We start from the raw sequence: 13,276 nt of genomic DNA on the forward strand, positions 1-13,276 counted from the left end.
CGGGTCAAGCGGGATACTCCTCGGGTGCTGACGGATGATCCGTCTTGGCCGTCTTGGCGTTGCAAGCGCAGGTCAGGGCGGGTACGGCAGCCGCCTCGTTCTTCCGTTCCAAAGGGACTCCGCAGTTTGGATCTGCTGCCCGGAAGCGCCCGCACTGCGCAGGCAAGGCGGCTCGCTGCTGGGCAGGACGGCGCTGCGGTGTGCAGCCGTCCCGCCCAGCGGTCCTCCCACCTGCGGTAATACGGCGGGGACGCCCGGGACGGCACAAGACGGCTCGCGAAGGACGCTCTGTGATCGCGTTGCCGTCTTGTCCCCGGTTGCCGTCCTGCCTCCATGCCTTCTGAGCTGCGGGATCACGGCAGGGACGGCGGGGACGGCACGTCCGGAGGTGCGGGACTCAGCCCTCCGTGGGGCCGATTGGCGCGCTGTCCACGGGGTGGGTCGTTGGGCAGTACCGCCGCCAGGCGTCAAGGAACTTATTGCGCATGTAGCCCTTGCGCTGCGTTCCGTCGGGGATGCGGACGTTGCCCGGCTTGATGCCGAACTCGCGCAGCATCGCGGCCAGGTCCTTGGCGTTCAGCCCGTTGCGCCCCCACTCTGCCCAAGGGCTCTCGGCATCCTGGCGGAGCTGGTGGAGCAGTTCGTCCGTGGTCAGGCTGTCGGGCTCGCGCTGGGCGGCGAACACCCTGCGGATATCGGCGAGGATGCGGGCTCCGCCGGGCTGGTCCTCCTCTGCCTCGATCTCGGCGGCGACCATCCGGGCACACGCCGTCCGGGCGAGCCGGGGCCAGGGCCCAGCGGCCAGGCCCGCGATGATGACCAACGGCTCCCAGGTATCCGCCGCCCGGTCCTCCACCGGCATGTCCGGCTCCAGATCCGCGGCCTCTTCCAACAGCGGCCTGGCCCACTCGGCGATCCGGTCACGCAGGTCGTGCAGGGCGGGGATGTCGCGACGGGAGCGGAAGGGCTTGACGCGCTCCCCGTCCGCGCGGCGGCGCATACGGACCACTACGGCCCGATCCATGATCGTGTCGGGCAGGTCACCGATCCCCGCGAGCGCGGCCATGGCGAAAGTGGCGAACCGGTGGGGCGTGTGCTCGTTACCCACGGCCCGGGTGACGTACCGGTTCCGCTGGTGACCGGCGTTGAGCAGGCCGCGCATCTCCTCGTTCTTCTCTGCCTGCTTCGGTGTGCCGAAGATGGTGTCCGCCTCGTCCACGAGGAGCGTGGGCGGCTCCTCGGTGATCGACCGGAAGACCGCCGCCGGGGTTGTGTTGATGGTGAGCATCGGCTCGTGGACCGTCTCGGTGAGCACGTCGAGCAGCCGAGACTTACCGCACCGCTTCGCTGGCCCCACCACTGCCAGACGTGGTGCGTGCTGCCAGGCGGGCTGGAGATGCGTCGCTGCCACCCAGAGGGTGACCGCGTCCAGCGCTTCCGCCGACGGAAGGATGACGAACTTCGCTATCTGCGTGCGAAGTTCCTCCAGCAAGGCTGACCCGGCGGTCGGCTCGGGATCAAGCGCTGCTTCCTCGGCCGACTGATCCACCGGAGCGGTATCCGGCGCACGCTCCCCAGCGGGCATCGGGTCTTCACCGGTGTGGTGACCGGGAGAGCCAGGAACGGCTACCGGCGGCCATGTGGCCTTGTCGGAGGCGGAATAGGGACCGGCTTCCGCGTGTTCCACGGTGCAGCTCCTCGTCTGGCGGTGGCGGGCTTGCACGCCCTAACCGCCGGGTTGGTTCTTGCAGGGCCGTTCGGGGTTGCTGGGGCCTCCGGCGTTGCACCGCCGGGGCCCGTCCCCGTCTCGCGGGCATCAGGCCATCGCGAGGGAACACGGACCGTACGTCCACGCCCGGCGACAGTCCAGCGTTCCTGTGTCAGCTCAGCGCAGAACGGTCTGCTACGCAGTCACCGCTTCACGCCGCCAGCCCGAGAAGCTCCAGCAAGTCCGCGGTGACAACCCGGTAGGCATTGCCGAGCCGCAGCACCTTGCACGGGTAGACGCCCCGCTTCGCCAGCTCGTACCCCTTACTCCGCCCGAGCCCCAGTGCTCGATTGCTTGTGTCCAGGTCAACAGCCACGGGGAGGGACAGGAGCTCCTCCCGGCTCATCCCCTTCGAACCTTTCGGCTGTTCAGCCTTCGCGTCTTCGCGCATGCAGTGGACCCCTTTCGGTACAGCCATCGGCGAACGTGTCCATCACGTCCGGCTCCAGGCGTCTACCAATCAGGATGCTCAAGCTAATGTGTCTTCATGACACAACACGATGCGGATGCTGATGAGGACGACTTCCCGGAGTGGGCAGACCGGGTCAAGGCCAATGTGGCCTTCGAAGTCCGCCGGAGAAGAAAGGAGATGGGATGGAGCGCACAGGACCTGGCCGACCAGTGCGAACGGCTGGGGCACCCCATCCCCCGCAACGTGATCGCCAACATGGAATCTGGCCGCCGGGCCAACCTCCCGCTGGTGGACGTGATGGTCCTGGCCGCCGCCTTGGAGACGTATCCGGTCTGCCTGATCTTCCCGGTCGGGTACGTCGAGCAGACCCAGGAACTCCCGTTCCAGGACCTCGTGCCGACCTGGGATGCCCTGCGGCGTTTCACCGGCGAGCAGGAGGTGCCCATGCGCAGCGCGGGCCTGGTCCCCGCCTTCGAGCGTCACGCCAGCCTCGTACGCACTGCCCTTGCGGCGCTCGAAGAGGAAGAGCGGGCGGGATTTGCGGCCAGGACAGCCACCGGCCGCGCCCAGCAGGACGAGGCAGAGCGCAAGCAGCGCGAGTACGCCAACCAGGCCATTTCCGCCAAGTACACCCTCCGCTACCTCCGCCGCGACCTGCGCGATGAGGGAGCCACGCCCCCCGATCTGCCGCCAGCGCTGGGCGATGTCGACGCGCCCGAACCCGATACCGACACCACCTCGGAGGACCGCCTTTGAAGGGCTCCACCTACCGTCGTTGCTCCTGCCGCAGCCCGAAGACCGGCAGGGAACTCGGCTCCTCCTGTCCAAAGCGCAACAGCAGGAACCACTGCACGTACTCCATACGCCAGGAGCTGCCGCCCCGCGAAGACGGCAGCCGACGGTCGTTCGCCCGTGGCGGGTACAGCAGCCTCAAGGCCGCCCAGGCCGATCTCGATCACGTACGCGCCCTCATGGGGCTCACCGAGGCCGACGACCCCCAGGGGGTCCAGATGATCGCGGAGATGCTGGCCGAGGTCAGCGGCGAGAAGCTGCCCCTGCCGGACGTGGAGGAGACCCGGCGGCGGCTGAAGGCCGGCCAGGGCCTCGTCGGCAGCCTCACCGTGGCCGAGTGGCTGGACCGATGGCTCGCCGGCAAGCGCATCCGGAAGTCGGGCATCAGCCGATACGAGACCGACGTCCGTGTGCACCTCAAGCCCCAGATCGGCGACCGTCGCCTCGACCGGCTGCGCGTCAGCCACCTCAGCGAGATGTTCACCGCCATCACTGATGCCAACGCCGAGACCCTGGAGCAGAACGCCCAACGACGTGCGGCGGTCGAGGAGTTGGCGACCGTGCCGTGGAAGGGCGCGGAAAACAGGGCTCGCCGCAAGGCGATGAAGGCGGCGATCGACGCGATGCCGTCCTTCCGCCGCGTCACCGGGCCATCGACTCGCCAGCACATAAAGGCCACGCTCCGCGCCGCCCTGAACGACGCGATCGGCCAGCAGATCATCACGTTCAACCCGGCGGCCCACGTCGAGATCGATCCGGTCCGCAAACCGAAGGCCCTGGTATGGACGGACGAGCGTGTCGCCCGGTGGCAGCAGACCGGCGAGAAGCCCTCCCCCGTCATGGTCTGGACGCCGGAACAGACCGGCGCCTTCCTCGACTCCGTCGCCACGGACCGGCTGTACGCCATGTGGCACCTGATCGCCTTCCGCGGCCTGCGGCGAGGTGAGGCGTGCGGGCAGCCGTGGTCGGAGACCAACCTCGACCGGCACTCGCTCACGGTCACGGGGCAGCTCGTGCAGGACGGGTGGGAGGTCGAGGCATCCGAGCCGAAGACGGACAGCGGCTTCCGCGTCGTAGCCCTGGACGATGACACCGTCGGCGTCCTGGAGCGGCACCGCAAGCAGCAGGAGGCAGAGCGCGAGGAGTGGGGAACGGCCTGGGTCGAGACGAGCCTGGTCTTCACTCAGGAGGACGGCTCCTGGCTCCACCCGGGCAAGGTCACAGACCTCTTCGAGCGCCTCGTCGTCGCCTCCGGCCTCCCGCCGATCCGGCTGCACGACCTCCGCCACGGCGCGGCCACGCTCATGCTCGCCGCCGGTATCGACGTCAAGATCGTGTCGGACACCCTCGGGCACAGCGACACACGGATCACGCGTGACATCTACCAGAGCGTCCTGCCCCACGTCGGCAAGAGCGCCGCCGAGGCCACGGCCAAGCTGGTCCCGCTCCAGCGCAAGTCCGAAGCGGAGAGGGCCGCGCATGAGGCGGAGAAGGCACGGAAGAAATCCAAGCGTGCCAAGAAGGCCCAGCTTGGGGCTAAGAGGAAAAACGCGAAGACCAAGCGGAAGAAGCCCAAGAAGTAGGGGCCAAACGGCCCCCAGAGCCTCGACTGCGCCCATCGGACAAAGCCCGCCAGGAGGGCCAACTGTGTTCCTCGACTCACCTACGCAACCGCTTCAACGGCGTCGGCGACGGGCGCTGTTGCGCGCAGACTGAGGCTGTTCCTTGCCGGTGAGCACACCGGCCGTGAGCAGCCGACCTTCACGGACACTCCGCATGACCTGCTGCCGCACCATCTCCGTACTCGCCCCGGCAGTACCGATCATGCCCGTCTCCACCAGCCGGGTGAACATGGTGTTGTCCAAGTAGCTTGGTACGTTGGAGTAACCAAAGCGCAGCGCTCCGCCCCGGCCATCCCTCAGCCTTGGGTCATCCCGCAGACGCTGGAAGTGCTGGCGGGAGAAGTACATTCCCGGCACCATGACGTTTGCCTGTGGGATCAGCCCTTCAGGCGGGCACAACTTGATCCAGCTCGGATCGGGACTCAGCCTGTGGTCGTCAGTCGGTCGTCGGAGACGGGCAGCGTAGGTGTCCACGTCTTGCATGCGCCTCAGTTCGTCGGCCAATTTGCCGTCACTGTCCGGGTAGTAGTAACCGCCCACCCTGTCCAGCTTCTTGTACTGGACGAGGATGAGGCTTCCGCGGCTCTGGTGGTAATAGAGGAGGTCAGCACCGGAGTTTCTTTCAGCGGCTGTGCGGTTCACGTTGGCGATCAACAGCGACTGCTCGTCCTGCCGGAAGTGCCGCCAGGCGACATGCCCCGTTAGCTCACCGATCCAGCCCAGGAATATCTCAGTATCCCTGCCGATGTGGTGATCCTCGATCGCGATATCGTGCTGCGGGGCTGCTCGGCCCGCGCCTGCTGAAGTCGTAGCCGTTGGGCTCAGGAGGTCGAGATACGCTGGCGGCGGCCTGTCGTCGTACAATTCCTCAGCAGGCGGATCCCACCGGGCGAGCTGGGGGATGCTCATCCCCGCCATACGCCCGATTCCCAGCACTGCGTCGCGCTGGGTCGCCAGGGCCTGCCCCGCTTTCGAGCGCACGGTATAGCCGTCGAAAGTCGCTCTAAGTTGGCGGATCACACGGTCTACGTCAGGTTGCAACTCGACCAATGCGGCAAGCAGAGCCTTGCCCGTCGCCTCTGTCTGCTGACCCTCCTCAACTAGGTGCACTCGATGCCGTGCGGTTAGCAACGCAATGAGTTCGTTCAAGGTCACCGGCTCTGGAAGCAGAGTGACATGGGAAATCTCCAGCTTCTGCTGCAAGTCAGCAACCTGGCGCAGTCGCTTTGTGTGACCGAGTCTGGTCACCTGCATGACGCCGTACCTATCAGGAGTCGCGACCAGGGTGATGTGGCTACCCTTGGTCCAAAACTCCCTGAGGCGCGTGGTCGTCCATGTCCACTCACGACGTCCGGAAGCCGGGAACAAGTCCTCTTGCCATTCAAGATGTGCCTTCTCGGCCTCTGTGCACCTGATGATCGCGACCATGCCGATCATTCTGTCTTGTGGACTTACCGGCTGTTGGCGTTCGGGCAAGGACAGGCCCCATGCGGGCCGAAGGCCAGCTCGGTACGGACCGGACGGTCAACTCACGGCTTGTCCACCAGTCGGGGCTGGCCAAGCGTAAGAGGCCCAAGAAGTAGGCCCCTGAAGGCCCGCCGCTCACGCATCGCTCACGCAGGCAAAGTCACGGCACCCCGGCCGTATGACATGCCATGCCCCGAGCAACAGAGAACCCCAGGTCACGGCCATGTGACCTGGGGTTCTAGCTGAGCCGCCTAAGGGAATCGAACCCTTGACCTACGCATTACGAGTGCGTCGCTCTGGCCGACTGAGCTAAGGCGGCATGCCGCGGAGCCAGATTGGCAGCAGCGGCGTCGCCAAGTCTACACAGTTTCGAGGGGTGCTCCGTACGGGGCCGGGTGGGGCCTGGGCTGGGGCGGGGCCGGTCAGTGGCAGCGGATGTGGGGGGCGGGTGGGCGGCCGGTGAGGAGGTAGGTGTTGATCGCGTTGTCGATGCAGCCGCTGCCGCGGCCGTAGGCCGTATGGCCGTCGCCGTCGTAGGTGAGGAGGGTGGCGGAGGAGAGCTGGGTGGCGAGGGCGCGGGCCCACGGGTAAGGGGTGGCGGGGTCGCGGGTGGTGCCGACGACGACGATGGGGGCGGCGCCCCTGGCGTGCAGGGCGTGGGCTGTGCCGGTCGGGCGGACGGGCCAGTAGGCGCAGTTCAGGGCCGCCCAGGCGAGGGCCTTGCCGAAGACGGGGGATGCCTGTCGGAAGTCGGGGATGGCCTTCCTGACCTCGGCGGGGGTGCGGAAGGCCGGTGGGAGGTCGAGGCAGTTGACGGCGGGGTTGGCGTACATGAGGTTGGCGTACGAGCCGTCGGTGTCGCGCTCGTAGTAGAGGTCGGCCAGGTTGAGCAGACCGCCGCCGTGGCCGCCCATCGCGGAGCGGAGGGCGGTGCGCAGCTGGGGCCAGGCGGTCTCGTCGTACATGGCGGAGATCACGCCGATCGTGGCGAGCGGCTCGCCCAGGGCGCGGGACTCGCCGGTGCGGGCCGGGTGGGAGTCGAGGCGGGTGAAGAAGGCGCCGAGCCGGTCGCGGGCGGCGGCCACGGAGCCGGTGCCGAGGGGGCAGCCGGTGCGGCGCACGCAGTCCTTGGCGAAGGCGGTGAAGGCGGTTTCGAAACCGGCGGTCTGGTCGCGGTTGACGCGCCGGGAGGACAGCGTCGGGTCGAGCGCGCCGTCGAGGACGAGGCGGCCGACGCGGTGGGGGTAGAGGTCGGCGTAGGTCGCGCCGAGGAAGGTGCCGTAGGAGGCGCCGACGTAGGTCAGCTTCCGGTCGCCGAGCGCGGCGCGCAGCACATCCATGTCGCGGGCCGCCTCGACCGTCGAGACATGGCCGAGGATCCGACCGGAGCGGGTCGCGCAGCCGCGGGCGAACTTCTTGTAGGCGGCGACGAGACGGTCGGTCTCGCCGCGGCCGTCGGGCGTCTGGTCGGTCTGGGTGAAGGTGTCCATCTGCTTGTCGCTCAGACAGGTGACGGGCTCGCTCCCGGCCACGCCGCGCGGGTCCATCGCCACCATGTCGTAGCGGGCACGCACCCGGGCCGGGTAGCCGACGGCCGCGAAGCTCTGTAGATAGCCGACCGCGGAGCCGCCGGGTCCGCCGGGGTTCACCAGGAGCGAACCGAGGCGGCGGCCGGTGCCGGTGGCCTTCTTACGGGAGACCGCGAGCTTCAGGTCCCGGCCGGTGCCGGGTCTCGCGTAGTCGAGCGGGGCCTTGAGGGTGGCGCATTCGAAGCCCGCGCCGCCGCACGGGCGCCAGCTCAGCGTCTGCTCGTAGTACGGCTTGAGGGCGGCGGGGACGGCCTTCTTCGACAGCGACGCGGCGCGCGGCGCGGAGGCGTCGGCCGAGCAGCCGGAGGACAGCAGGGCGGCGGCCGTAAGGGCGGCGCCGAGGGTCCGGAGCGGGCGGCTGCGGTGTCGGGTGCGCATGGACAGATCCCTCGGTTCGCGGTCGAGTCGCGGGATCGCACCGGCCGGATCGCATGGACCACCCTGTACTGGTTCCTATCGGATAGGACCGGTTCGCCCCCTTACGGAGAGTATCCACCCGGACACGCTCCATGCGTCCGGCGACGAACCCGTACGAGTGATTCAGCCCGCCCGCAGCGCCATGGTCATCGCCTCGACCGCCAGCAGCGGCGCCACATTGCTGTCCAGCGCCTGACGGCAGGCCGTGATCGCCTCTATACGGCGCAGCGTCCGCTCGGGCTTCGAACCCGACGCGATCCGCTCCAGCGCGTCCCGCACGTCGGTGTTGGCGAGCGCCACCTGGGAGCCGAGCTGGAGGGCCAGCACATCCCGGTAGAAGGCGGTCAGATCGGTGAGGGCGAGGTCGAGGCTGTCGCGCTGGGTGCGGGTGGCGCGGCGCTTCTGGCGGTCCTGGAGGTCCTTCATCGCCCCCGCCGTGCCGCGCGGCAGCCGCCCGCCCGTACCGGCGGCGGCGCCCAGGGCGGCGCGCAGCTCCTCGGTCTCCTTGGTGTCGACCTCCTCCGCCACCTGCTTGGCGTCCTCGGCCGCCGCGTCGATCAGCTCCTGGGCCGCCTTGAGGCAGCCGCCCACATCGTCGACGCGCAGCGGGAGCTTCAGGACGGCGGCGCGGCGGGCGCGGGCCCGCTCGTCGGTCGCCAGGCGGCGGGCGCGGCCGATGTGCCCCTGGGTGGCGCGGGCGGCGGAGGCGGCGAGCTCGGGGGCGATGCCGTCACGCCGGACGAGGATGTCCGCCACGGCGTCCACCGGGGGCGTACGGAGGGTGAGGAGGCGGCAGCGGGAGCGGATCGTGGGCAGCACATCCTCCAGCGAGGGCGCGCACAGCAGCCATACGGTGCGCGGCGCGGGCTCCTCGACGGCCTTGAGGAGCACATTGCCCGCGCCCTCGGTGAGGCGGTCGGCGTCCTCCATGACGATCACCTGCCACCGGCCGCCGGCGGGCGAGAGCTGGGCTCGGCGGACGAGCTCACGGGTCTCCTTGACGCCGATGGTGAGCATGTCCGTACGGACCACCTCCACATCGGCGTGGGTGCCGACCAGGGCGGTGTGACAGCCGTCGCAGAAGCCACAGCCGGGGGCGCCGCCGAGCGCCCGGTCCGGGCTGACGCACTGGAGCGCGGCGGCGAAGGCGCGGGCGGCGGTGGCACGGCCGGAGCCGGGGGGGCCGGTGAAGAGCCAGGCGTGGGTCATCTTGGACGACGCCATGGGCTCCCCGACGGGGTCGCCGCCCGCCTCACTGGCCGCCGTGACCAGGGCGTCCGCATCCCGCGCGGCAGCCGACAGCTGGGCCGCCACTCGGTCCTGCCCGACCAGGTCGTCCCACACCGCCATGGCTGCCTCCGCCGCTCGTCCCTACGGCACCCCATTGTGGTCCACCCCACCGACACCGAACGCGTCACCCACCGCTGACGCAACCCGGCCAGCGGGCCCGCGGCGACCGTCGCCCGGCCGACGGCCTCCAGTGGCCATCGCCCGGCCGACGAGCCTCCAGTGGCCATCGCCCGGCCGACGAGCCTCCGGCGGTCACCCGCCGTCGGCGCCCTGAGGCCGCCGCCCCGCCGTACGCCTGCCGCGGCCATCGGCTGCGGCGCGCGGACGGTCCGTCTTCCCCACCCCACCCCTTCCCGAACCGGGGCACCGCCCCGGCCCCCGCTGGAGCTCCGCCCCAGGCCCCGTTCCGGGGGCTCCGCCACGCCGGTGCCCCGCCCCTTGACGCGGCTCCTCTACGCCGGAGGGGCTGGAGGGTGCAGCACCCCACCGTCAGCGGCGGCGGCCGTCCTCGTCGTCGCGGGGGCCGAGCAGTTCGTCGGCCAGGGACGGGAGGTCGTCCAGGGGGGTCTCCTCGGCCCACTCGGGGCGGCGGCGCCGACGCGGCGGTTCCGCTTCACCCCGCGCCTGGCCCTGGTCCTGGCCGTACTGCGGCATCTCGCGCGTGCGCTCGTTCCCCTGGCCGTGCTCCTGGTCGTGCCCCTGGCCCTGGCCCTCGTCCGGGCGGAACAGCCACGGCGGGACCCGGTCCGCCGGGTCGGCGGAGCGCTCGTCCCGTACGGGCGGCAGGACGGCCGTCTCGTCGGCCGCGTTCGTGGGCGGCTCGGCGGGCGGCTGAGGCAGGACGGCCGTCTCCTCGGCGTCCGGGCCGCCCCGGCGCTCCGGGCCATCCTGGGGCCGTACGGGCGGCAGCACAGCGGTCTCGTCGGCGTCCGGGGCGCTGTGGGGCGGTACGGGCGGCGCGGGAGGCACGGGTGGCAGCACCGTGGTCTCATCGGCCGCCGCCGATCCGGTACCGGGACGCCCGGACTCGCCGCCGTACCCCGCCTGCGGGTCGAACCTCGGCGTCTGGACCGTCTCCGTCGAGTCCGGGTGCGGATGCGGGTCGTCCGCGCCGGAGCCCGCCGCGCCCCGGGCGCCGCCGGTGCCCCGGGGGCCGTCCTCGTCCTCGGGCGGCGGGGCCGGGGCCTCGGTCTCCACGGTCGGCGCGTCCGCCCCGGAGGGCGCCGCGTCCGCCGCCAGCCGTGCCTGCTCCGCCCGCAGCAGCGCCTCCTCGGCCTTGCGCTGCTCCTCCTGGCGGCGCGCCTCGGCCTCGGCCCGGCGCAGCGCGTCCGCCTCCTCCTGGAGGCGGCGCCGCTCCTCCTCGGCGGCGCGGGCGCGGTCCTCGGCCTCGATCCGCTTGCGGTCCTCCTCGGCCCTGCGGCGCGCGTCCTCGGCCCGCTGACGGGCCGCCTCCGCCTGCCGCTCGGCCTCGCGCCGGCGGGCCTCCTCCAGCTCGCGCCGCTTGCGCTCCTCCTCCTCGGCGCGGGCCTTGGCGAGCGCCTCCTGGCGCTCGCGCTCCAGCCGCTCCTCCTCGGCCTTACGGGCGGCCTCTTCCTCGGCGCGCCGGCGGGCCTCCTCCTCGGCGGCCTTACGGGCCTCCTCCTGGGCCTTCACCTCCGCCTCGGACAGCGGCAGCATCTGGTCCAGGCGGTGGCGCACCACGGAGGTGACCGCCTCCGGCAGCTGCCCGGCGTCGACGACGATGTAGCGGGCCGGGTCGGCGGCGGCGAGGGCCAGGAATCCGGCCCGTACGCGCTGGTGGAACTCGGCGGGCTCGGACTCGAGCCGGTCCGGGGCCTCGGTGAAGCGTTCGCGCGCGGTCTCCGGCGAGACGTCGAGCAGCACCGTCAGATGCGGCACCAGGCCGTTCGTCGCCCAGCGCGAGATGCGGGCGATCTCGGTCGCGGCGAGGTCGCGCCCCGCGCCCTGGTAGGCGACGGACGAGTCGATGTAGCGGTCGGAGATGACGACCGCGCCGCGCTCCAGTGCCGGGCGGACCACGGTGTCGACGTGTTCGGCGCGGTCCGCCGCGTACAGCAGCGCCTCGGCGCGGTGCGAGATCCCGGCGGACGAGACGTCGAGCAGGATCGAGCGCAGCCGCTTGCCGATCGCGGTGGCACCCGGCTCACGGGTCACCACGACCTCGTGCCCCTTGGCCCTTATCCACTCGGCCAGCGCCTCCACCTGCGTGGACTTGCCCGAGCCATCGCCGCCCTCGACGGCGATGAAGAAGCCGGTGGCGGCCGGGCCCTCGCCCGCGCCGCCCCCGCCGAGCAGCGCCTCCCGCAGATCGCGCCGCAGCGGCACGCCCTGCCGGTCGTCGGTACGGCCGAGGACCAGCGCGGCGACGGGCAGCAGCAGCGCGCCCACCAGCATCAGGGTGAAGGCCGCGCCGCCGTGGGCGAAGACGAAGTCACCGCTGCCGAGCCGGTGCGGTCCGATGACGGCGGCGAGCAGCGGCGCGGCGACCGCGCCGAGCCCGACGCCGACGCGGACGACGGCCTGTACGTGCTCGGTCATCCGGGGCCGGCGGGTCTCCTCGGACTCCTGGTCCAGCAGGGAGTGGCCGGTGTGGGCGGCGACACCCGCCGACACGCCCGCGATCAGGGCGATCAGCACGACGGTGGTGGTGTCGTGCACCAGGCCCACCGTGAGCAGCGCGAGCCCGGTCAGCGCGATCGACAGCGCCAGCAGCCGGCGCCGTGACAGACCCGGGAGGACCTTCGGGGCCCAGCGGATGCCCATCGCCGGACCGCCGGTCAGGACGAGGACGAGCAGGGCGAAGCCGACCGGCCCGCCGCCGAGGTCCATGGCCTGCAACGGGGCGACGCCCACGGCCGCGGCGATCGCGCCCGCCACCCCGGCGCAGGCGAGCACCAGCAGCGGAACGGCTCCGGTGCGGCCCTTGTCGGCGCCGCTCCCGGAGGCGGCGCGGGGGCGGCGCAGCCCCTCCAGGGGGGAGCGGGTGCGGCTGGTCTGCGCACCGGGCAGCTCGACGAAGGTGAGGATCGAGATCGACGCGGCGAAGAGCCCGGCGCCGACGTACGAGCCGAGGGCGGCCTGGTGGGTGTGGAACCACTCCACGCCGGTGCCCAGCAGCCTGCCGATGAGCGTGACGACGAGCAGCGCGGCGGCCGCGATCGGCAGCGTCACGAAGTTCGTACGGAGCGAGAGCCGGCGCAGCGCGTCCAGGTGGTCGGGCAGCGGCCGCACGGCCGCGCCCTCGGCGGGCGGCGCCGGGAGCAGCGAGGGGGCCGCGCCGTCCTTGGCGACGGTCCAGAAGCGCTCCACGACGCCGATGACGAAGGTGGTGATGAGCAGCCAGGCGACGGCGTCGGCCGGGGCCCAGTCGATCCACAGCGGCGCGATGAGGAGCAGCACCAGCCGCAGACCGTCCGCGCCGACCATGGTCCAGCGGCGGTCCAGCGGCCCGGAGGGGCCGATCAGCGCGGCGAGCGGCCCGAGGAGCACCGCGCCGAACAGCACGGTCGCGAAGAGCCGTACGCCGAGCACCACCGCCACCGAGAAGGCCGCGCCGCGATACCCGCCGCCGAAGGAGTCGGCCGCCACCGACGCCTGGAGCGTCAGCAGCACCAGCACCAGTACGGCGAGCACGTCCCCGGCACCACCGACGAGTTGAGCGCTCCACAGCCGTCGCATCGGCTGATAGCGCAGCAGGGCTCGTACGGCCCGCTCGCGGGAGTCCGCGGCAAGGGCACCGGAAGTGGCGGTCACGTCCGTTGGCTGCTCTCGCGTCATCCCGCCAGCCTATCCGGATCGCATGAATCCACGGCCCCCCGGCCGAACAAACGGGCGGTGAGCCGTGGATGGCGTGCGGATTGCTCCGCCTTCCTCCGCTTTCCCGCCCGCCGCCGGCCGG

Annotated in this window: 8 protein-coding genes and 1 tRNA gene; 2 read left to right on the forward strand and 7 right to left on the reverse strand. The window is 71.3% G+C overall.

Features of this window, described 5'->3' with window-relative positions; genetic code table 11:
* Positions 1-397: 397 nt before the first annotated feature.
* Positions 398-1,687, reverse strand: coding sequence for a DUF3631 domain-containing protein (locus ACJX2R_RS25240; protein WP_413101985.1), 1,290 nt, complete (start codon positions 1,685-1,687; stop codon positions 398-400).
* Between the two features lie 232 nt (positions 1,688-1,919).
* Positions 1,920-2,159, reverse strand: coding sequence for a hypothetical protein (locus ACJX2R_RS25245; protein WP_413101986.1), 240 nt, complete (start codon positions 2,157-2,159; stop codon positions 1,920-1,922).
* Positions 2,160-2,255: 96 nt separating this feature from the next.
* Here ACJX2R_RS25245 and ACJX2R_RS25250 point away from each other — a divergent pair, with 96 nt between their 5' ends.
* Both ACJX2R_RS25250 and ACJX2R_RS25255 read left to right on the forward strand, forming a co-directional pair.
* On the forward strand, positions 2,256-2,936 hold the full coding sequence (locus ACJX2R_RS25250) for a helix-turn-helix domain-containing protein (RefSeq protein WP_413101987.1): 681 nt from the start codon (positions 2,256-2,258) through the stop codon (positions 2,934-2,936).
* Entirely contained in the window at positions 2,933-4,555 is a 1,623-nt protein-coding gene (locus ACJX2R_RS25255; protein WP_413101988.1) for a tyrosine-type recombinase/integrase, read from the forward strand. The genes ACJX2R_RS25250 and ACJX2R_RS25255 overlap by 4 nt, the downstream gene beginning before the upstream one ends.
* A 93-nt stretch (positions 4,556-4,648) precedes the next feature.
* Here ACJX2R_RS25255 and ACJX2R_RS25260 read toward each other — a convergent pair whose 3' ends face one another.
* The 5 genes from ACJX2R_RS25260 to tmk form a co-directional block, all read right to left on the reverse strand.
* A complete protein-coding gene (locus ACJX2R_RS25260) occupies positions 4,649-6,022 on the reverse strand; it encodes a hypothetical protein (RefSeq protein WP_413101989.1) in 1,374 nt (457 codons plus the stop codon).
* Positions 6,023-6,306: 284 nt separating this feature from the next.
* A tRNA-Thr gene (locus tag ACJX2R_RS25265) sits at positions 6,307-6,380 on the reverse strand.
* A gap of 103 nt (positions 6,381-6,483) precedes the next feature.
* The gene (locus ACJX2R_RS25270) at positions 6,484-8,028 is read right to left on the reverse strand and encodes an alpha/beta hydrolase (RefSeq protein WP_413101990.1); all 1,545 of its coding nucleotides are present in this window, start codon (positions 8,026-8,028) and stop codon (positions 6,484-6,486) included.
* 162 nt (positions 8,029-8,190) lie between these two features.
* A complete protein-coding gene (locus ACJX2R_RS25275; protein WP_413101991.1) occupies positions 8,191-9,417 on the reverse strand; it encodes a DNA polymerase III subunit delta' in 1,227 nt (408 codons plus the stop codon).
* A 429-nt stretch (positions 9,418-9,846) separates the two neighbouring features.
* On the reverse strand, positions 9,847-13,155 hold the full coding sequence (gene tmk / locus ACJX2R_RS25280; protein WP_413101992.1) for a dTMP kinase: 3,309 nt from the start codon (positions 13,153-13,155) through the stop codon (positions 9,847-9,849).
* Positions 13,156-13,276 lie beyond the last annotated feature (121 nt).

Source organism: Streptomyces sp. Inha503, assembly GCF_047215865.1.
Classification (GTDB): Bacteria; Actinomycetota; Actinomycetes; order Streptomycetales; family Streptomycetaceae; genus Streptomyces; species Streptomyces lycopersici.